Source organism: Micromonospora sp. RHAY321 (assembly GCF_023896955.1).
Lineage (GTDB): Bacteria > Actinomycetota > Actinomycetes > Mycobacteriales > Micromonosporaceae > Micromonospora.
Window position 1 is genome coordinate 277,521 of record NZ_JAMHIW010000006.1, and the last position, 20,109, is coordinate 297,629.

The 20,109-nt window shown below is 72.2% G+C and carries 15 protein-coding genes; 6 read left to right on the forward strand and 9 right to left on the reverse strand.

Features of this window, described 5'->3' with window-relative positions:
- Nucleotides 1–161 precede the first annotated feature (161 nt).
- Complete coding sequence (locus tag M8C17_RS16765) at nucleotides 162–2,771, reverse strand: hypothetical protein (RefSeq protein WP_252417402.1); 2,610 nt, start codon at nucleotides 2,769–2,771, stop codon at nucleotides 162–164.
- 108 nt (nucleotides 2,772–2,879) lie between these two features.
- The gene (locus M8C17_RS16770) at nucleotides 2,880–3,353 is read right to left on the reverse strand and encodes a hypothetical protein (RefSeq protein ID WP_252417403.1); all 474 of its coding nucleotides are present in this window, start codon (nucleotides 3,351–3,353) and stop codon (nucleotides 2,880–2,882) included.
- Nucleotides 3,354–3,504: 151 nt separating this feature from the next.
- Between M8C17_RS16770 and M8C17_RS16775 the strand changes: the two genes are divergently transcribed.
- Nucleotides 3,505–4,788, forward strand: a complete 1,284-nt coding sequence (locus M8C17_RS16775; protein WP_252417404.1) for an MFS transporter — start codon at nucleotides 3,505–3,507, stop codon at nucleotides 4,786–4,788.
- Between the two features lie 137 nt (nucleotides 4,789–4,925).
- Here M8C17_RS16775 and M8C17_RS16780 read toward each other — a convergent pair whose 3' ends face one another.
- From M8C17_RS16780 to M8C17_RS16790, 3 genes are all read right to left on the reverse strand, one after another.
- On the reverse strand, nucleotides 4,926–6,653 hold the full coding sequence (locus tag M8C17_RS16780) for a bifunctional UDP-sugar hydrolase/5'-nucleotidase (protein ID WP_252417405.1): 1,728 nt from the start codon (nucleotides 6,651–6,653) through the stop codon (nucleotides 4,926–4,928).
- A gap of 348 nt (nucleotides 6,654–7,001) precedes the next feature.
- Nucleotides 7,002–7,670 (reverse strand): histone deacetylase, encoded by a 669-nt coding sequence (locus M8C17_RS16785; protein WP_252417406.1) that lies wholly within the window; start codon nucleotides 7,668–7,670, stop codon nucleotides 7,002–7,004.
- 11 nt (nucleotides 7,671–7,681) lie between these two features.
- A complete protein-coding gene (locus M8C17_RS16790) occupies nucleotides 7,682–8,461 on the reverse strand; it encodes a phosphodiesterase (RefSeq protein WP_252417407.1) in 780 nt (259 codons plus the stop codon).
- A 198-nt stretch (nucleotides 8,462–8,659) separates the two neighbouring features.
- On the opposite strand from M8C17_RS16790, the gene M8C17_RS16795 reads away from it, so the two are divergent.
- Nucleotides 8,660–10,081 (forward strand): diguanylate cyclase, encoded by a 1,422-nt coding sequence (locus tag M8C17_RS16795; RefSeq protein WP_252417408.1) that lies wholly within the window; start codon nucleotides 8,660–8,662, stop codon nucleotides 10,079–10,081.
- A gap of 135 nt (nucleotides 10,082–10,216) precedes the next feature.
- On the opposite strand, the gene M8C17_RS16800 is transcribed toward M8C17_RS16795, so the two are convergent.
- Both M8C17_RS16800 and M8C17_RS16805 read right to left on the reverse strand, forming a co-directional pair.
- A complete protein-coding gene (locus M8C17_RS16800) occupies nucleotides 10,217–11,275 on the reverse strand; it encodes an aspartate-semialdehyde dehydrogenase (RefSeq protein ID WP_252417409.1) in 1,059 nt (352 codons plus the stop codon).
- Between the two features lie 5 nt (nucleotides 11,276–11,280).
- Entirely contained in the window at nucleotides 11,281–12,546 is a 1,266-nt protein-coding gene (locus M8C17_RS16805) for an aspartate kinase (RefSeq protein WP_252417410.1), read from the reverse strand.
- Nucleotides 12,547–12,815: 269 nt separating this feature from the next.
- Between M8C17_RS16805 and M8C17_RS16810 the strand changes: the two genes are divergently transcribed.
- Together M8C17_RS16810 and M8C17_RS16815 are read left to right on the forward strand one after the other, a co-directional pair.
- Nucleotides 12,816–13,607, forward strand: a complete 792-nt coding sequence (locus M8C17_RS16810) for a hypothetical protein (RefSeq protein ID WP_252417411.1) — start codon at nucleotides 12,816–12,818, stop codon at nucleotides 13,605–13,607.
- Nucleotides 13,608–13,691: 84 nt separating this feature from the next.
- Complete coding sequence (locus M8C17_RS16815; RefSeq protein WP_252417412.1) at nucleotides 13,692–14,222, forward strand: nitroreductase family protein; 531 nt, start codon at nucleotides 13,692–13,694, stop codon at nucleotides 14,220–14,222.
- 12 nt (nucleotides 14,223–14,234) lie between these two features.
- Here M8C17_RS16815 and M8C17_RS16820 read toward each other — a convergent pair whose 3' ends face one another.
- On the reverse strand, nucleotides 14,235–15,221 hold the full coding sequence (locus M8C17_RS16820; RefSeq protein WP_252417413.1) for an ArsR family transcriptional regulator: 987 nt from the start codon (nucleotides 15,219–15,221) through the stop codon (nucleotides 14,235–14,237).
- A gap of 76 nt (nucleotides 15,222–15,297) precedes the next feature.
- On the opposite strand from M8C17_RS16820, the gene M8C17_RS16825 reads away from it, so the two are divergent.
- Complete coding sequence (locus M8C17_RS16825; protein ID WP_252417414.1) at nucleotides 15,298–16,569, forward strand: MFS transporter; 1,272 nt, start codon at nucleotides 15,298–15,300, stop codon at nucleotides 16,567–16,569.
- Between the two features lie 237 nt (nucleotides 16,570–16,806).
- The gene (leuA, locus tag M8C17_RS16830; protein WP_252417415.1) at nucleotides 16,807–18,558 is read left to right on the forward strand and encodes a 2-isopropylmalate synthase; all 1,752 of its coding nucleotides are present in this window, start codon (nucleotides 16,807–16,809) and stop codon (nucleotides 18,556–18,558) included.
- 27 nt (nucleotides 18,559–18,585) lie between these two features.
- Here the strand turns inward: leuA and M8C17_RS16835 are convergent, their stop codons facing one another.
- A complete protein-coding gene (locus M8C17_RS16835) occupies nucleotides 18,586–20,079 on the reverse strand; it encodes an MFS transporter (protein ID WP_252417416.1) in 1,494 nt (497 codons plus the stop codon).
- Between the last annotated feature and the right edge of the window lie 30 nt (nucleotides 20,080–20,109).

Sequence of the window (20,109 nt, forward strand, 5' to 3'; positions counted from 1 at the left end):
GATCATGCAAGTTCGCGGAGAATACCGTGACAGACACCGATGTGGGCAGTGCTGGCCGGGTCGCGCGTCAGGACCGATCGGCTCGACAACAGAGTCGAACGGCGCAGCGGCCGGGTACCGGGTTGACCCGGTACCCGGCCGCTGCGGACCGTCGGCAGGCGTCAGAACACGGGGGCGAAGAAGTAGCCCGACTGGTCCACCACCACGTGCGTCTGCCCGCTGCTGTTGTTGAAGGCATCGACATACCCGTCGCCAACCCTCACGACGGCGAGATTGGACGCCGTCTCCCCGGCCACGAAGTTGACGTTGGACGCGCTCGGGGTCGCCACCCCGCTGGGGTACGCGGTCAGCACGCCCCCTGCCGTCGGCGCTGTGACGGTGAGGTTCAGCGCGGCGGCGGTCACCGGGGGGCACTCCTGCCCGCACCACGACTCCCCGAAGACCGCGACACTGCCCTTGGCGAACGGGTTGAACGGACCGTCGTAAACCTTGATCCACCCGGCGTTGACGCGGGAGTCCGCGATCCGCGCCTCGGAGGGTACGTATGTCTGGTTGGCGCCGGAGGCGACCGAGCCGTAGTAGCCCGCCAGGTCGACGATCACGTGGGTGGTCCCCGAACTGACGTTGCGAATCATCACCTTCCCGGCCACCACCGGCACGGTGACCAGGTTGGGGATGGTCTGCCGAGCCACGAAGTTCAGGTTCGAGGCCAGCGGTACGGGCGACCCGTCGGGGTAGACGGTGAGCACACCGGCCGTCGTCGGCCCGGTGACCGTGACGTTGACGACCGCCGCCGTCGCGTCCGCGGGCAGCTTCCCGGAGAGGTCCAGCCGCCGCTCACCGTTCGCGGCCAGCGGGGTGCCGGCACCGGTACGGGTGTCCAGCACCCGAGCCGGGTCGAGCGGCATGAACCCGGATGAACCGTGCCGGCTGTAGACGCCCTGAAGGTCGGCGATCAGGTGGACGGTGCCGCCGCTGCGGTTGACCAACCGGACGACCCCTCCCCGCACGCTCGTCGTGACCAGGTTCGGGACCGTCTCGTTGGCGACGAAGTTGACGCTCGACGTGGTGACGACCCCACCCTCCGGGCGGGTACCGATGAAGCCGGCCGCGGTGGGCGCGGTGACGGTCAGGTTCAGCACCACCGCGCTGATGTCGGCGGCCGACACGCCACCGACGGCGGGAATTGCCACCACGACCTCGCCGTTGGCCGGAACCGGGGTGGTGGTGGCGATGCCGACCGCTGCCCGGGTGTCCAGCACCCGGGTCGGGGCGGACGGCGTGTAGCGGGCCCCGACCCTCGTGCAGCGCGAACCTCTCTTCGGGTCGGTTCGCCGGAACCCGTCGTAGCTGATCGAGATGGAGACGCAGTTCCGGCCAGCGCTCCCGAACGAGTGCGCGACCGTGCTGGCGGTGGTGGTCCGCGGGTACCGCGCGCCATCGAACTGGTAGGCGATGGTCCCGCCCTCCCCGTCCACCGGCCAGGTGTACTGCGGGATCCCGGTCGCCGTCACTGCGAAGGAGTCGTCTCCGGCCTTGTGCCGCAGGTCGTACTGCCCGTCCTTCAACGGGCCCTGAACCTCGATCGCGCCACGGTCGTGGAAGCCGTTGCCCGTCCCCGTGTTCGCCACGGCGGGGTTGTCGCTGTGCGGATTGCCGAACATGTCGGTGCCCGGGACGCCCGGCGCCGCGGCGTTCGCGGAGTCGACGGCGGGCGAGGCCGGATCGGCCGGAAGGAAGGCCCTGGGGCCACTCTGGCTCGCGCCGATCAGTGGGTCGGCGGCGAGATCGTGCCCGCCCTGCCCGGTGGCCGCCCGGAATGACGCAAGGTCGGGATAGGCGGTACCGGCCCAGTGGTAGCTGGGACCACCGCTGATCGGGTCGATGAGGTTGTAGTCGGCGACGGCCCCGCTGGCGGCCGACGCGCCGACCGCGATGGCGATGGCATCCTGCGGTGTCTTGCAGGCGCCGTGGAACGGGCTGGTACGCACGATGTTGTTCTGGATCGACAGACCGGTCGACGTGGCGGTCGCGTCGATTCCCCGCACGCAGTTGGTGATCACGGTGTTGTTGGTGACGACCGTGTCGGCGCCGGCGGCCAGCAAGCCGCCCATGTACAGCTGGTTGCCGACGACCTTGCTGCCGCTGACATCCGCGTCGATCCGGATGGCCGGGGTTCCCGACCCGTTCAGCCAGGACCGGCTGATGGTGATGGCGCGCGAGCTACCGGTGACGTGTACCGCCGCGGAGGCACCCGATGCGCGGGTGGCGATGTCGTTGATGGTGACCCGGGTCGAGGTGTCGACCACGACGGGTGTGGCGCCGGTGGTTCCCACGACGTGGAAGCCCTCAACGACGACGTCGTGCACGTTGGCGATCCTGAAGACACTGCCCACGACGGTGGCGCCGAGGTTGCCGACGTTGATCGGGCCACTCAGGGTGTTGACGGCGCGGAAGGTGATCGGGGCGCCCTCGGCGCCCGAACGGGTCAGGTCCACGGACTCCGGGTATTCACCCGGCTGCACCAGCACGGTCTGGCCGGGCTGCACCACGGCCGCCGCCGCCGAGATCGTGCAGTACGGCGCCCACTCGCTGCCGTCCGCGCCTGACGTGCAGCCCTGGCTGCTCACGTACAGCTCGTTGCCCGGAGCGGTCGCCGCCCGGGCAGCCGGCTCCGGGGCTGCCGCCACCGCGGGCGCCACCGGCCCCACCAGGCTCGCGCCACCAAGCAGCGGTACGACCGCGAGCCCAACCCATCTACGTTTGTCCATCAACAGCCCCCGTGGCAGAGTCGATCAAGTGCGCGTGAGCGTAGCGTGACACCGCTCGCTGCGAGCAGCGCCGATCGGTCGATGCCCTCGGCCCTTTGGCCCGAGGTGTCAGTCGTGGCGTTCGGTGCGCTCGATCTCTGCGAACGCCGCGCTCAGGTACGCGTCGAACGGCCGAGGTGTCAGCGCCAGCAGATCGGCCACGAGCAGCGGGGCGTGCCGAGCGAGCGCAACGGAATCGGGTGGGGAGTCGTCGTCGCCCGGGTCGTACACGCCGAGCGCCCCGGCCAGCAGGACCAGCACGACATGCGGGTCGACGTCCGGTCGCCACGGGGCGGCCGCCCGGACGCACTGCTCCAGCACCTGACGGACATCGTCGCCGTCCAGCCCGTCCGGGTGGGTCTCCTCCAGCAACAGCCGCACCACGGCACCGAGGACCAGACCCGATCGCTCGGCGGCGGCGAGGCGAGCCACCGCCACCTCGTACGCCTCGCTGTCCTGGGCCTTCGCGGCCTCGACCGCCTCGGTGGCGGCACCGGCGATCTCGCGGGCCGATGCGGGCAGGTGTCGCCAGGTGCCGGTCATCGGCCCAGCATCGCAGACCCGCCGGACATCGACGGATCGTCGTCGAGCTGAGTGGATCATCGTGCGATTGGTCACCCGACGGCCCCGGCCGCAGCCTGGTGCCGCCAAAACGGTTCGCGCGACGTCACACCCGGCGAACAGAATGCGGGTCATGCTGCGTCGCGCCCTACCCCGCCGCTCGGAAGCTCGCCGGCTCCTCATCGGCACCCTGCTGTCGGCGATCGGGCGCGGCCTGACCCTGCCGTTCCTGTTCATCTACCTGACCGATGTGCGAGGGCTCACCGACACCCGCGCCGGGCTCGTGATCGGCTGGTACGGCGCGGTCACCCTGGCCCTGTCGCCGCTGGGCGGGACGCTGATCGACCGGTTCGGTGCCCGCCGGGTGGTGGTGCCGTGCCTGCTGATCGAGGCGGTCGGCACGGGCTCGCTGGCGCTGGTCCACTCGACCGGCTCGGCCCTGCTGGTCATGACCGTGGTCGCGATCGGCAGCTCGGCGATCTGGTCGGGGCAGAACACCATCCTCGCGTCCCTGACCGACGACGACGAACGGCAGCGCGTCTTCGGGCTGAACTTCGCCCTGCTCAACCTCGGCATCGGTATCGGCGGCATGACCTCCGGCGCGATCGTCGACACGGCGCGACCCGGGACCTTCCAGGCGATCTACGTGCTCGACGCGGTGAGCTACCTGATGCCGGCGCTGATCCTGCTCACCCTGCCCGGCGTCGGCCACCGGCTCGGCAAGCGCCGCACCGGCAACGAACCCTCACCCGGCGGCTACCTGACCGTGCTCCGCGACCGTCCGTTCCGCCGACTGGTGATCTTCGGCCTGGTCCTCACCACCTGCGGGTACGCCCAGATCGAGGTGGGCTTCGCCGCGTACGCCGTGCGGGTCGTCGAGGTGACGCCCCGGGTGGTCGCCTGGGCGCTCGCGGCCAACACGGTGATGATCGTGCTCGCCCAGCTCCTGGTCATCCGCCGGATCGAGGGGCGCAGCCGCACCGGTGCGCTCGCCGTGGTCGGGGCGGTGTTCGCCGCCGCCTGGCTGGTCCTCGGCGCCGGCGGCCTGGTCAGCGCGGGCAACGCCGTGACGGCCGCCCTGTGCGTGGTGGCGTGTTCGGCGATCTTCGGCTTCGGCGAGACGATGCTGTCGCCGGTGATGCCGGCGCTGACCAACGCGCTGGCCACCGACGAGCTGCGCGGGCGCTACAACGCCATGAGTTCGATGATCTTCGGGATCAGCGGCGTCATCGGTCCGGTCACCGCCGGCCCGCTCCTCGGCGCCGCCGACGGCAAGGTCTGGGTGGCGACGGTCGTCGGCGGCTGCCTGGTCGCCTCGCTGGTCGCGCTCTCCCTGCGCCGACTGCTCACCGCCGCCCAGGACGGCCGGACGACGACGGCACCGACCGCACCCGACCCGGCCTCCGTCCCGGCCTGACCCAGGCTGGGCCGGACCGGGCCACACGGCGGGCGGGTCCGTGCAGCAACCCGGGCGTTGGGGCATGTGGGATGCGTCGGAGACGGGTCGGGCCCCGGAGCGAATGCTCCGGGGCCCGGTCGTCGCGGGGTCGTCCGTCAGGCGGCGGGGACCTCGGCGGTGGTGCGGATCCGGTCCAGCGTCGGAGCGGAGACCGGCGACTGCGCGGTCAGGTACGCCACGAACGCGTCCAGGTCGATCATGCCGGTGACCAGGTTCGTGCCCGCGGTGAGCGCGCTGAACCCGTCGCCGCCGCCGGCCAGGAAGTTGTTCACCGTGATCCGGTAGGTGGCGGCGGGGTCGACGGCGGTGCCGCCGATGGTGAGGCTGCCCCGGACCACGCGGGTGCCGGCGCACGGGTCGGCCGCGGTGGCGGTGGTGCCGTTCAGGTCGACCACGTAGCGCAGGGTCGAGGACGGGTAGAGCGTCCGGCCGGTGACGAACTGCTGCTCCAGCACGCAGTAGAGCTGCGCGCCGGTCAGGTCGAGCGTCACCAGGTTGTTGGCGAACGGCTGCACCGTGAACGCCTCCCCGTAGGTGACGGGACCGGCGTCCAGGCCGGCGCGGACCCCGCCCGGGTTCATCAGAGCCGCGACCGCGTTCTGCTCGTCGTCGGTGGCGGCCAGTTGAGCGTCCGCGATCAGGTTGCCCAGCGGCGACTCACCGCACGAGTTCGGCACCTGCACCGAGCAGGTGGCGAGCAGGTTCTCCTGGGTCGTCGGGATCGCGGTGGCGGTCACGCCGACCTGGCGGTCGGCGACCGGGCCGAGCACGGTCTTGTAGCGGTCGATCAGGTCAGTCTGCTTCCGGTCCCTGGCGACGTCCCGGGTGACCACGACGTTCTCCGCGCCGGCGGAGAGCACGTCACCGGTCCGACGGTCGATCTTGAGGTCGATGTCGGTGACCAGGCGACCGAACGAGCTGGCACTGGTGACCAGCTTGCCGTTGATGTCGCAGTTGTACGCCTGGTGGGTGTGCCCGCTGACCACCACGTCGATGGACGGGTCCATCCGGTTGGCGATGTCCACGATGGGGCCGGTGAGACCCACGCAGTCGTTGATGCCGCCGGTGGCGGCCTGGGCACCACCCTCGTGCAGCAGCACGACGATCGTCTCCACGCCCTTGGCGCGCAGCTCGCGGGCGTACCGGTTGGCGGTGACCGCCTCGTCGGCGAAGGTGAGCCCGGCGACGCCCTGCTGGCTGACGATCTGCGGGGTGCCCTCCAGGGTCATCCCGATGAAGCCGATCTTGACGCCCTGCACCTTGTGGATCGCGTACGGGGGCAGCAGCGGACGACCGGTCTCGGTCTTGAACGCGTTCGCGGAGAGGTACTGGAAGCCGGCGCCCCGGTACGGGGTGCCGTCGGCGCAGCCGTCCACCGGGTGGCAGCCGCCGTTCTGGATCCGCAGCAGCTCGGCGGCGCCCTCGTCGAACTCGTGGTTGCCGACGCTGGCGTAGTCCAGCCCGGCCATGGTCAGCGCCTCGATGGTCGGCTCGTCGTGGAACGCGGCGGAGAGCAGCGGCGACGCACCGATGAGGTCACCGGCGGCGACCGTGATGGTGTTCTGCTTCTTGGCGGCGGCGCGCAGCTCGGCCAGGTGGGTCGCAAGGAACTCGACGCCGCCCGCGGCCTGCCCGGCGATGCTGCCGCTGGAGCCGGTCGGGGGTTCGAGGTTGCCGTGGAAGTCGTTGAGGGCCAGCAGGGTGACGTCGACCGGCTTCGGCCTCGCGTCGGCCTGCTCGGGGGTGGTGGCGACCGCGCCGAGCGCGGCCACCGCGAGTGCGGTCAGGCCGATGCCGGCCCGACGCATCCCGGGGATGGACATGGAACTCCTCGTGAGAATCGGCGCGTGCGGTGCCCGGACTGTGGGTCGACCGGGCCGCCGACCGACGCCGTCGGAAGGGTCGATCGCGGATGCCGGCGGTGGGGATCGCCGCCCGCCCGGACAGCCTCTCATCCGGACGCCGACCGGTCGAGCCGGGCGGCACATCAGAGCTGCAGATATGCACAACCGCCCGCATCCATCGGCGCCAACAGGGTCCTTTGCTGGTGGACCCCGCCGCTGGTCCAGAAAGGACGGGACAGGCGGTGCGAACGCGGGCGACCTCGTGAGCCGACGGCCCGCGACGGCTCACCGTCGGGCCGCGACGCCGGCCGGCACCGTGACCCCGCGTCAGGCCGTGGTCAGCGCCTCGGTGACCAGCGTCGCGACGGCACCGGCCGGCCAGCCGTCAGCGACCCCCGGGCGCTGCGCCAGGTAGTCGGCGATCCGCTCGGCCGGCCAGCCGTGCGACTCGCACAACCCTCGGGCGATCATGCCGAGGTAGACCGGCGCCGGTGGCCGGCACCGCCTGGCGGACGCCGGCTCCGGAGCGGTGAAGGTGAGCATCGGCAGCCCGGTGTGGTGGCCCGGGCAGACCAGCGTCTCGTAGCGGCCCGGGCCGAGCGTGGCCCGTCCGTCGGCGACGGCCGCATCGATCGCCGCGCCCGTCGCCGGGATGAGGTCGGCCGTGTCGCCCGGCGGCCGGTACATCTCCTGCGCCGCGATGTCGGTGAACTGCTCGACGGTGACCAGGTAGGCGCGGGCCGCGGCCACGCCCGGCAACTGCGGGTCGTAGAACGCCATGCCGCCGGTCCAGGCGCCGGACTCGCCGGCGAAGTAGATCCCGCCGGGCAGTGACACCGGCACCGATCGGCTCGGTGGGCGGGGGTCCCGGCAGCCGGGGTACGTCCGTCGCCCGCCGGGCGGGCAGCCACCGCCGATGTACCACGCCAGCCGGGCGGCGTGCATGTTCGAGCCGTACGCGACGTACCAGACCAGCCGCTCCTCGGCGCCGACCACGACGGGTGTCCTCAGAAGCCGCAGATCTGGCCGGCGGAGTGGCTGACCTGGACGGTGTGCGTCACGCAGCCGCCCGGCTCGACCAGGTGCAGCAGGAAGGCGGTCGGCTCGGCGACCCAGCCGATCTGCTCGTCGGCACTCATGGTGAGCGTGCTCTGCCGCCAGGTGCTGGGCGCCACCGTGAGCACCGTGCCGGCGTACCCCGTGGTGACCGGCCGGTGCAGGTGCCCGGCGGCGACCCGTACGACGTGCCGGTGCCGCCCGATCACCTCGGCGAACGCGTCGGAGTCGGCGAGGCGGATGCCGTCGGCCACCGGGATGCCGACGGCAACCGGCGGGTGGTGCAGGCAGACCACGGCGGGCACCTCGGGCCGCCCGGCCAGCACCCCGTCGAGCCAGCCGAGCTGCTCCTCGCCGAGTTGACCGCCGTCGCTGCCGGGGACGAGCGAGTCGAGCACCACGACGGTCGCCGCCTCGTGGTCGACGTGGTAGTACGCGGAGAACCCGCCGCCCAGCCAGGGCGTGCCGCCGAACGCGTCGAGCAGCGACTCCCGGTCGTCGTGGTTGCCGGTGACCAGGTGCACCGGCAGCGGGAACCGGCCGATCAGCTCGCGGAGCGCGGCGTACTCGTCGGGCCGACCGTGGTCGACCAGGTCACCGGTGATCACGACGCAGTCGGGTCGGGGGCGCAGCGCCAGCACCCGGCCGAGCGCGCGGTGCAGCCCGGCGGCCGGTTCGGCGGCGAGCACGCCGGTGGTCAGGTGGGGGTCACTGAGCTGGGCGATGAGCATGAGCCCGCCTCCTCGGCGCCGGGAACTCCACGCTATCGCTGGTCGACATCCTCCGGGGTCCCTGCGCCCACAGGCCCTGTCCACAGCCTGTGGATGGCACATGTGTACGAAGACAGATCGACTCCGAGCCACCGTGAGTACGCTTGATCGCGCGGCTCGGCGCCGGCCGGCCCCTCCCCTACCTGGAACGACGTGCGAGTGGATCATCAGCGAGTCATCCGTGACGTCACCGTCCGCCTGCCGATGGCGTCGAGCGCTCTCGAGGCCTGCCGGTGGACGGTCAACGCGCTGTCCCGCCACACCCCCGCGACCATCTCCGTGCTGCTCGATGTCCACGACCGGCTGCGCTGCGTCGCGGCGACCGGTGCGTGGCAGGTCTTCGCCACCGTGCCGCCGCGGACCGGGATCGTCGGCCGGGTGTACGCCACCGGCAGCACCGCCGTCGTCCCGGACGTCTCCACCGACCCGGACTACCTGCCGATACGCCCCGACGTGACCGCGGAGTTGTGCGTGCCGGTGCTGGACCCGGCGGGCCGGGCGATCGGTGTCCTCGACCTGCAGTGGAGTGAGCCGGTCGACCTGGAGCCGTGGCGGGAGACCGCCGAGCGGGTGGCCGTCCGACTCGGCGCGCGGATCGTCGCACTCGGCGGCACGCCAGCGGAGAGTCGCAGCGAGAAGCTGCTCCGGCACGCCGCCGCGCTCTCCTCGGCGCCGACCGAGCTGGACGTGATGGGCGCGGCGACCTGCGCGGCCCGGGAGGTCTCCACCCTTTCCGCGGCGATACTGCTGGTCGCCGACCCGGAGGGTGCCGGGCTCGGGCCGTCTCCGCTGATTGCGGGCGAGCTGGAGACGCGGATCCGGGCCGAGCTGGACGAGGCGGGTCCGGCCGCGCTGGGCCGGATGGTCGACCGGGCGCACCGGTACGGCGCCGGCTACACGCTGGGCGAGGCGGGGCACCCTCCGACCGAGGACTACCGGCCGCTGACCCGGGCCGGGGTGCGCACTCTGATCGCCGTACCGGTCGGGCCGTCGGACGCCGGCGGGGTGCTGCTGGTGGCCGACGAGCGGTTGCTGCGCCCGGACCCGACCACGGTCAGTCTGATGGAACTGCTCGCCGGGCAGGCCTGGACCAGCCTGGACCGGCTGCGCACGCTGGCACGGCTGCGGGAGCAGGCCAGCTCCGACCCGCTGACCGGGTTGCGGCACACCGGCCAGTTCGGGCGGCGGATCGCGGCGGCCACCCCGGGGCGTACGGCCCTGCTGGCGATCGACGTGGACGGCTTCAAGATTGTCAACGATACGTACGGCCACCAGGCCGGCGACCAGGTGCTGGTCGGGCTGGCGCGGGCGTTGGAGGGTGCGCTGCGGCACGGCGACGAGCTGTACCGGATCGGTGGCGACGAGTTCGTCGCGGTGATCGAGGTGAGCCGCCCGGAGGAGGCGGTCCGGATCGCGGAGCGACTGACCGAGGCGGCCCGCCGTACCGGCCGCACCATCAGCGTGGGCGTGGCGCTGCCCCGCCCCGGCGAGACCCCCGACCTCACCCTGCGAAGAGCCGACCAGGCCCTCTACGCGGTAAAACGCCAGGGCCGCGACGGCGTCCACCTGGCCGCCGCCTGACCCACCCCCCTCCCCCACCCACCCTCGCGATCTTGCACTTGAGGTCCTGCTTTTGCGAGGTTCACCCCGTTTGTCAGGGCAGGAACTGCAAGATCGCGGGGCGGGGGCGCGGCGGCGCGGGGAGAGGGAGGGCGGTTAGGCCGTCAGGTCCTTGGCCAGGAGTTCGGCGATCTGGGCGGTGTTGAGGGCGGCGCCCTTGCGGAGGTTGTCGCCGGTGATGAAGAGGTCGAGGGCGCGCGGGTCGTCGAGGGCGCGGCGGATCCGGCCGACCCAGGACGGGTCGGTGCCCACCGCGTCGATCGGCATCGGGAACTCTCCGGCGGCGGGGTCGTCGACCAGGATCACCCCGGGGGCGTTGCGCAGCGCCTCGCGGGCGCCCTCGGCGTCGACCTCGGTGGCGAAGACCGCGTGCACGGCCACCGAGTGACCGGTCACCACCGGCACCCGCACGCAGGTGGCGGAGACCTTGAGGTCGGGCAGGCCGAGGATCTTCCGCGACTCGTTGCGGACCTTCATCTCCTCCGACGACCAGCCACCGTCGGCCGGCGAGCCGGCCCAGGGCACCACGTTGAGCGCCAGCGGCGCCGGGAACGGACCCAGGTCGTCGCCGACCGCCTGCCGGACGTCACCGGTGCGCGAGCCGAGCGCGCGGTCCCCGGCGACCTTGGCGAGCTGGTCGTGCAGGATGTCCACGCCGGCCTGACCGGACCCGGAGACCGCCTGGTAGGAGGCGAGCACCAGCTCGCGCAGGCCGTACTCGCGGTGCAGCGGCGCGACCGCGACGATCATCGCGAGGGTGGTGCAGTTGGCGTTGGCGATGATGCCCCGGGGTCGGTTGCGGACCTGCTCCGGGTTGATCTCCGGAACCACCAGCGGGACGTCCCGGTCCATCCGGAAGGCACCGGAGTTGTCCACCGCGATCGCACCGCGGGCGACGGCGATCGGCGCCCACTCGGCGGAGACCTCGTCGGGTACGTCGAACATCGCCACGTCGACGCCGTCGAAGGCCTCCGGGGTCAGCGCCTGGACGACGAGATCCTCGCCCCGGCAACGCACCCGCTTTCCGACCGAACGCTCGGAGGCGAGCAGGCGGATCTCACCCCAGACGTTGCGACGCCCGGTGAGCAGCTCACACATCACGGTGCCGACGGCACCGGTCGCTCCGACCACTGCGAGGGTGGGCAGCGCCGTCATCGGCGCTACCTACCCGTCCCCGCGTAGACCACGGCTTCGGTGTCGCCGCCCAGCTCAAAGGCGTCGTGGATGGCACGGACCGCGGCGTCGAGGTCGGTGTCCCGGCAGACCACGGAGACCCTGATCTCGGACGTGGAGATCATCTCGATGTTGACCCCGGCCGCGCCGAGGGCGGCGAAGAAACCGGCGGCCACGCCGGGGTGCGAGCGCATGCCGGCACCGATCAGCGAGACCTTGCCGACGTGGTCGTCGTAGAGCAGGCCCTTGAACTTGACCGACTCCTGGATCTTGCTGAGCGCGGCCATCGCGGTCGGGCCGTCGGTCTTGGGCAGGGTGAACGAGATGTCGGTCCGGCCGGTGCCCTCGGTGGAGACGTTCTGCACGATCATGTCGATGTTGATCTCGGCGCCGGCGACGGTGTCGAAGATCCGCGCGGCGGCGCCCGGCTCGTCGGGCACGCCGACGATCGTGATCTTCGCCTCGCTGCGGTCGTGCGCAACGCCGGTGATCAGTGCCTGCTCCACGGAAAGGTCCTCCATCGATCCGGTGACCATCGTGCCGGTGTTGGTCGAGTATGACGAACGGACGTGGATCGGCAACCCCGCCCGCCGGGCGTACTCCACGCTACGCAGGTGCAGCACCTTCGCGCCGCACGCGGCCAGCTCCAGCATCTCCTCGTAGGTGATCTGCCGGATGTGCCGGGCGTTGGGGACGATCCGCGGGTCCGCGGTGAAGATCCCGTCGACGTCGGTGTAGATCTCGCAGACGTCGGCGTGCAGCGCGGCGGCGAGCGCCACGGCGGTGGTGTCCGAACCGCCCCGACCCAGCGTGGTGACGTCCTTGGTGTCCTGGGAGACGCCCTGGAAGCCGGCCACGATGACCACCGAACCCTCGTCGAGCGCGCCCTTGAGCCGCCCGGGGGTGACGTCGATGATCCGCGCGCGGCCGTGCACCGAGGTGGTGATCACGCCGGCCTGGGAGCCGGTGAACGACCGGGCCTCGTACCCCAGGTTGTGGATGGCCATGGCCAGCAGCGCCATGGAGATCCGCTCGCCAGCGGTGAGCAGCATGTCCAGCTCACGGCCCGGCGGCAGCGGGCTGACCTGGTTGGCCAGGTCGAGCAGCTCGTCGGTGCTGTCCCCCATCGCGGAGACCACCACCACCACGTCGTCGCCGGCCTTGCGGGCGGCGACGATGCGCTCGGCCACCCGCTTGATGCGCTCGGCGTTGGCGACGGAGGACCCGCCGTACTTCTGCACCACGAGTGCCACGACCGTGCACTCCCTCCCAGCGACCCTGAGCGTGCCGACGCCGCCGGAACCGGGGCCGGCGGCGCGTGTCAGACCCCTTGAGGGTATCCGGCGGGTAACGACGCCGGGTCAGGTGATCCCACCATCCGGCCCGCACGGCCCCAGGGCGGGCCGACCTGCCGCGCCCCACCAGGTCCCCGAGGTACGCCGGCCCGGCCCGCCCGACACGCCGGACCGGGCCCGGTGCACGGCGGCCCCCGCCGCCCGTCCGCACCCACCAGAATGGGCCGGTGCCCGTCCTCACCCGCTCGGCCGGCCGCGTGCTCGGGCCGCTCGTGTTCGCCCTGCCGACTCTCCTGGTCGCCTGCACCAGCGAGCAGCCCCCATCCCCGCCGCCGCCGACCGATCCCGGGCCGGTCGAGGTGGCCGCCGCCCGCGACGAGCTGGCCGCGCTGGCCGCCGCGGCTCAGGACCGCCACCTGGTGGCGCAGTACGTGTACAGCCAGGCCGGCCAACCGGACCGGACGATCGTGTTCACCAGCGCCAACGACGGCGGCTGGCGGGTCGACGTGCCGGGTGGCGCGCTGGGCGGCACCGTCGACGTCTCGCTGGCCGCCACCGCCGACGGGCTGTTCCAGTGCGCCCTGCCGTCGGCCGGGCGGCCGGAGCCGGCGCACTGCGTACGCCTCGGCGAGCGCGACGACGCCCTCCCGCGCAAGCTGGATCCCCGGGTTCAGCACCCGCTGACCGACTGGCTGGACGTGCTCACCGACCGGCGCGCGCCGCTCGCCGTCGCTCCGGCCGACACGCCTCGGGGCTTCACCGGCACCTGCTACTCGGTGGACTCCACGTCCGCCTCGCTCAACGCCCCGCTGGACGTCGGCATCTACTGCTACGACCGGGACGGCACACCGACCGGTGTCCGGACCGAGGCGGGGTCGCTGAAGCTGGCCGCCCCGCCCGGGCCGGCGCCGGCCAGCGTGCAGTTGGCCGGCCCGGTGGTGGTGGACCAGGAACCGCTGGACACCGCCGCGCCACCGACACCCGATCCGTCCGAAAGCCCGAGCGCGGGAACGCGCTGATCTTCTTCCCGTTACGGGTGCGTTTGCCCACATTCAGCGAGGCTGGCCTGAGCCGCGAATCACCCATACAGGACGATTCTCGCCATGGCTGACCTGACCCCGCTGCTCGCCTTCCGCTGGAGCCCTCGGGCCTTCGACCCCAGCGCCGAACTGACCCCGAACGAGGCGGCCTCACTGCTGGAGGCCGCGCGGTGGGCACCCTCGGCGGACAACGGGCAGCCCTGGCGGTTCGCCCTCGGTCACCGGGACGACGACAACTGGAAGCGGATCCTGATCAGCCTCCCGGGCAGCGACCAGGTGTGGGCCCGGCACGCCGCGACCCTGGTGGTCGGCGCGCACACCGGCGGCGACGCCGAGCGGGCCGCGTACGACCTCGGTCAGGCGATGGCCCACCTGACTCTGCAGGCCACCGCGCTCGGCCTGCACGTACGCCAACTCACCCGCTTCGATCAGGCCGGCCTCGCCACCGAACTCGACCTGCCCGGCGGCGTCCGACCGCTGGTGGTCGCCGCCGTCGGCCGGCTCGGCGACCCGTTCGCCCTCCCGGCCGAGCTGCGCGCCCGGGAGACCGGTCTGCGCCACCGCCGCCCGGTCGCCGACCTGCTGCTCGCCTGATCGCCCCTCGGGTCACCCGCCCCGGCTGGCCCGGAGCAGGACCCGTGCGGCATCGGTGTTGCGGTAGAGGACGTGCCGGCCCTGTCGGGACCGGTGGACCAGGCCGGCGGCGTGCAGCGCGGCCAGGTGCTGGGAGACGTTTCCGGCGGACATCCCGGCGAGTCTGGCCAGGTCGGTGGTGGTGGCCGCGGTGTCGAGCAGGTGCAGCAGCGCGGCACGCCCGGGGCCGATCACCCGTGCCAGCGGGTCGCCGGCCGGTGTCCCGGTCGCCTCCCAGAGCGTTCCGACCGCCCGGACCGGGTACGCCCCGGCCGGCAGCGAGTCCTCCAACAGGTTCCACAGCACCCGCCGCTCGGTGAACACCGTCGGGTTCAGCGCCAACCCACGACCGCGGAGGTCGAAGTCCCGCTCGAACGGGTCGTCGCTGACCACCCGGTCACCGTGCCAGCGCAGACTCGGGTGGAGCTGCTCGAAGAACTGACCGGCACCCCCTTCGGCGAGCTGAGCAGCGCGGTACGCCACGTCGGCGTCGAGCAGCGCCCGCATCCGCGGCCAGTCCGGGGCGATCGCCTCGTCGTACCAGACCCGCACCGCGTCGACGAGCTGCGGCAGCAGCTCGCGGGGCTCGGTGAGCAGCGCCCGCCCGTACGCGCTCAACGGCCGACGCGGGGTGGTCGCCAGCAGATCCTGGACCACCACGTCCGGTGGCGTCGCCGCGATCTGGTCGAGCTGCTCGGCCATCTCCACGTTCGGCCGGGCCGCCGGGGTGAGGAAGTCGGGCAGCCAGCACCGCGGCCGGGCCAGCTCCACCAGCGGTCGGACCCGACCGGCCACCTCGGGACGACGCAGAGTCACCCGGGCGCGGTCGATCCAGGGCAGATGCACCGCGTAGTGAACCGGGCTGGCCAGCGCCCACATGCTCATGACCGTCTCGTTGGCCGGCGACACGGCGAGCCGCACTCCCGCCACGTCGGCCAGGCTGAACCGCAACTCGGACATGGCCACCCCCGGCGCAGGATTTGACTCAGCCTAAAAGGCTCGACCGAGGTCGTGGGGGCACGGTTCACTCCCGGCCATGGGGGCCAGAGAAACCATCCGCATCGCTGTCCGAAACGTCGTACCGCCGGCCGGGCTGACCCGCGCCCTGGCCGTGCAGGCCATGGTCTACGCCGTCGGCAGCGGCCTGTTCCACGCCGGCAGCGCCGTCTTCTTCACCCGGGCGCTCGGGCTCAGCGCCGCCCAGGTCGGGCTGGGGCTGTCCATCGCGGCGGGGGTGTCGCTGCTGGGTACGGTGCCGCTGGGCGGGCTCACCGACCGGTACGGACCGCAGCGGGTCTGGATCTGCGGGCTGGTACTGGACGCGGCGCTGTTCGCGACCTACCCGTTCGTGGGGGGCTTCGCCGGGTTCCTCGCCGTGGTGGTGGCGCTGGCCGCCGTGGACGCCTCGACCGGCGTGGCCCGGCAGGTCTACTCGATCAACGCGCTCCCCCCGGCCGAACGGGTCACGGCGATGGCGTACCAGCGTTCGTCACTGAACGTCGGGTTCGGGCTCGGTGCGGTGATCAGCGGCGTGGTGCTGGCGGTGGACACGATGGCGGCGTACCGAGGGATGGTCTGGTTCATCGCGGCGGTCTTCCTGGTGACGGCTCTCTTCGTGCGGCGACTGCCCCGGCTCCCGGAGGTAGCCCGGCCGGTGGAGCCGATGGGCCGGCTCGCCGTGCTCCGGGACCGCCCGTTCATGGCGGTGTCCCTGCTCTCCGGGCTGCTCACCGCGCACCAGACGCTCTACCTGACGGTGATGCCGCTCTGGATCCTCACCCACACCGACGCTCCGAAGACGGTCATCGCCGGGCTGGTGCTGCTCAACACGGTCCTGATCGTGCTGCTTCAGGTACGCGCCAGCCGGGGTGCCGACACCGCGTCGGGCGCCGCTCGGGCCTCCCGCCGGGGAGCCCTGCTGATCGCCCTGTTCTGTCTGGTCCTGCCGATCTCCGGGCTGACCCGGGGCGCGCTCACCGTGGTGGTGCTGGTGGCCGCCGCGACGGTGCTGATCCTGGCCGAGCTGATCGAGTCGGCGGGCGCCTGGGGCCTCACCGCCTCCCTCCCGCCGGCCGGCCAGCGCGGCGCGTACGTGGGGGCGTTCCGGCTCGGCTCCCAGGTGCAGTACCTGATCGCCCCAGTCGGTCTGACCGCGCTCGGGGTGACCACCGGCGGGTGGGGATGGTTACCGGCCGCAGCGATCTTCGCGCTGGTCGGGCTGGCGATCGTACCCGTGGTGGGTTGGGCCGGGCGGACACCGCGGCTGGGTGCTGCGGCGCCGGAACGGACCATGACGCCGGTCCCATAGTCCGGACCTACCTTCCCACCCCCCGTTCCATCACGTAGGGTGACTTGGTCATGTGGCAGGCGCTGCTTCTCCTTAGCCGCCGCGACGAGGCCTAACCGGCCGGCACCTCGTCGCGGAGTCGCATCGCGCCGTCCAGCACATCCGAGTTTCTTCTCGGCACCGCCGCGCACCGTCGCCCGGCATCTCGCCGACACCTTCCGATCTGCTGACGCCACATGTTCCAGGGAGCACTCTGAGATGGCTCAACCTGCCACCGACGCTGAGACCGATCCGATCGCCCGGCAGCGCCCCAGCCGGATGCCGTACCACCGCTACCAGCCCTACCGCGAGCAGTTGCGGGTCGACCTGCCCGACCGCGCCTGGCCCACCCGGCACGTCGACACCGCGCCGCGCTGGTGCGCCGTGGACCTGCGCGACGGCAACCAGGCGCTGATCGACCCGATGTCGCCCGAGCGTAAGCGCCGGATGTTCCAGCTGCTGGTCCAGATGGGCTACAAGGAGATCGAGGTCGGCTTCCCGTCGGCCAGCCAGACCGACTTCGACTTCGTCCGGCAGCTCATCGAGCAGGACATGATCCCCGACGACGTCACCATCCAGGTGCTCACTCAGTGCCGGGAGCACCTGATCGACCGGACGTTCGAGTCGCTGCGCGGGGCGAAGCGGGCCATCGTGCACTTCTACAACTCGACCTCCACGCTCCAGCGGCGGGTGGTCTTCGGCCTGGACCGCGACGGCATCGCCGACATCGCCACCACCGGCGCGCGGCTCTGCCAGAAGTACGCGGAGATCCACACCCCGGACACCGACATCTACTACGAGTACTCGCCGGAGTCCTACACGGGCACCGAGCTGGAGTACGCGCTGGAGGTCTGCTCACGGGTGATCGACGTGATCGACCCGACGCCGGACCGGAAGCTGATCATCAACCTGCCGGCCACCGTCGAGATGGCCACTCCGAACGTGTACGCCGACTCGATCGAGTGGATGCACCGGCACCTGCCGCGGCGGGACAGCGTGGTGCTGAGCCTGCACCCGCACAACGACCGGGGCACCGGGGTGGCCGCCGCAGAGCTGGGCCTGCTGGCCGGCGCCGACCGGATCGAGGGCTGCCTGTTCGGCAACGGCGAGCGCACCGGCAACGTGGACCTGGTGACGCTGGGGCTCAACCTCTTCTCCCAGGGCATCGACCCGATGATCGACTTCTCGAACATCGACGAGATCCGGCGGGCCGTGGAGTACTGCAACCAACTGCCGGTGCACGAGCGCCACCCGTACGCCGGTGACCTGGTCTACACCGCCTTCTCCGGCTCCCACCAGGACGCCATCAAGAAGGGCTTCGACGCCCTCGCCGTCGACGCGGCGGCCGCCGGCGTACCGGTGGACGAGCAGACCTGGGCGGTGCCCTACCTGCCCATCGACCCGAAGGACCTGGGCCGCACCTACGAGGCGGTCATCCGGGTCAACTCGCAGTCCGGCAAGGGCGGCGTCGCGTACATCATGAAGAGCGAGCACCAGCTGGACCTGCCCCGCCGGCTCCAGATCGAGTTCTCCGGAGTGGTGCAGCAGGTCACCGACCACGACGGCGGCGAGGTCGACCCGACCGCCATGTGGGAGATCTTCGCGACGCACTACCTGCTCGACCACCAGCCCGACCCGGCCTTCCGGATGGCCGGCTACACGCTCGGCACCACCGACGGCAAGGTCGAGATCGAGGCCCAGGTCGGTGTGGGCAGCGAGCAGCGGTCGCTCACGGCGGTCGGCAACGGCCCGATCGACGCGTACGTCAACGCGCTGCAGTCGGTCGGGGTGGGCGTGCGGGTGCTCGACTACCACGAGCACGCGCTCTCCTCCGGTGGTGACGCTCAGGCCGCCGCGTACGTGGAGTGTGAGGTCGACGGTCGGACGGTCTGGGGCGTCGGCACCGACGCCAACATCGTCACCGCGTCGATCAAGGCGGTCACCAGCGCCGTCAACCGCGCCCGCAGCTGAGACACCCGCGCCACACCCCCGCAGTGCTCAGTGCGGGGGTGTGGCGGTGGGCATCGAGTGGCAGGGCTGCGACGGTGGAGCGGACCGGGGCGGTCGGTGGACCAGGACGAGGGCCAGCACCGCACCGGCCAGCAGCAGCCCGGCACACCAGATCATCGCGCCCCGGAACGCGTCGGTCAGCTCGGCCTTCTGCTCGTACCCGCCTCCGGAGAGGCCGACCAGCAGCGGCAGCGCGGCCACCGCCAGCAGGCCCCCGGCCCGGGAGGCGGCGTTGTTGAAGCCGCTGGCCACCCCCGAGAACCGGTCCTCGACGGCGGCCAGCACAGACGCGGTGAGTGGGGCCACCACCAGGGTCAGTCCGATGCCGAAGAGCAGCACCCCGGGCAGCACGTCCCGCCAGTACGACGCGCCGGGGCCGACACCGCGCAGCAGCAGCAGACCGACGGCGGCCACGACCGGGCCGATGCTCAGCGGCAGCCGGGGGCCGATCCGCGCCGACAGGGCGCCGGCCCGGGCCGATCCGACCAGCAGCAGCACCGTCATCGGCAGCAGCGCGATCCCGGTGCGGAAGGCCGACCACTCGACCACGTTCTGCAGGTAGACGGCGAAGAAGAAGGTGAACCCGCCGAGCGCGGCGTAGACCACGACGGTGAAGATGTTCAGCACCGAGAAGAGCCGGCTGCCGAACAGCCCGGTGGGCAGCATCGCGGCGTCGCCGCGCCGTCGTTCCAGCACGACGAAGGCCACTGCCGCCAGCACCCCGACCAGCGCCGCGATCAGCACCGGGGCCGAGTCGAAGCCGCGCGCCGGCGCGTCGATCAGGGCGTACGTGACGCCGGCGAGGGCGAGTGCGCCGAGCAGCGCGCCGAGCACGTCGAACCGGTGCCGGGTCCGACCCGGCCCGGCGGTCCGCGAGGCGCTCTCGTCCCGGCTCTCCGGCACCCAGCGCAGGGCGGCCAGCAGCACCAGCACGGCCACCGGCAGGTTGAGGAAGAAGATCCACCGCCAGGAGAGCGCGTCGATGAGCCAGCCGCCGATGAACGGACCGAGGGCGGTGGACACGCCGGACAGGCCGGCCCACGCGCCGATCGCCCGGCCCCGGTCGTCGGGGTGGAAGCTGGCCTGGAGCACCGACAGCGATCCGGGGGTGAGCAGGGCGCCGCCGGCACCCTGGAGGAACCGGGCCGCGATCAGCCAGCTGGTCCCCTGGGCCAACCCGCACAGCACCGAGGCGGCGGTGAACCAGACCACCCCGACGAGGAAGACCCGCCGCCGGCCGAACCGGTCGCCGAGTGCCCCGCCGAGCAGCACGAACGCCGCCAGCATCAGCAGATAGCCGTTGATGGTCCACTGGAGATCGGCCACGTTCGCGCCGAGGTCCTGGCCGAGCTTCGGCAGGGCGACGTTGACGACCGTGCTGTCCAGGAAGACCATGCCGGATGCGAGCACCGCGGCGAGCAGGGTGCCCCGGCCGGCGGCGGTGCCCATCCGCAGCGCGGGCGCCGGTACGGGAGCGGTCATCCCACCAATCTGCCTTGCACCATGTGGGAG

Bases quoted from the DNA above. Each gene is read 5' to 3' on its own strand.
- M8C17_RS16765 (WP_252417402.1), bottom strand. From the start codon at position 2,771: ATGGACAAACGTAGATGGGTTGGGCTCGCGGTCGTACCGCTGCTTGGT.
- M8C17_RS16770 (WP_252417403.1), bottom strand. From the start codon at position 3,353: ATGACCGGCACCTGGCGACACCTGCCCGCATCGGCCCGCGAGATCGCC.
- M8C17_RS16775 (WP_252417404.1), top strand. From the start codon at position 3,505: ATGCTGCGTCGCGCCCTACCCCGCCGCTCGGAAGCTCGCCGGCTCCTC.
- M8C17_RS16780 (WP_252417405.1), bottom strand. From the start codon at position 6,653: ATGTCCATCCCCGGGATGCGTCGGGCCGGCATCGGCCTGACCGCACTC.
- M8C17_RS16790 (WP_252417407.1), bottom strand. From the start codon at position 8,461: ATGCTCATCGCCCAGCTCAGTGACCCCCACCTGACCACCGGCGTGCTC.
- M8C17_RS16800 (WP_252417409.1), bottom strand. From the start codon at position 11,275: ATGACGGCGCTGCCCACCCTCGCAGTGGTCGGAGCGACCGGTGCCGTC.
- M8C17_RS16815 (WP_252417412.1), top strand. From the start codon at position 13,692: ATGGCTGACCTGACCCCGCTGCTCGCCTTCCGCTGGAGCCCTCGGGCC.
- M8C17_RS16820 (WP_252417413.1), bottom strand. From the start codon at position 15,221: ATGTCCGAGTTGCGGTTCAGCCTGGCCGACGTGGCGGGAGTGCGGCTC.
- M8C17_RS16825 (WP_252417414.1), top strand. From the start codon at position 15,298: ATGGGGGCCAGAGAAACCATCCGCATCGCTGTCCGAAACGTCGTACCG.
- leuA (WP_252417415.1), top strand. From the start codon at position 16,807: ATGGCTCAACCTGCCACCGACGCTGAGACCGATCCGATCGCCCGGCAG.
- M8C17_RS16835 (WP_252417416.1), bottom strand. From the start codon at position 20,079: ATGACCGCTCCCGTACCGGCGCCCGCGCTGCGGATGGGCACCGCCGCC.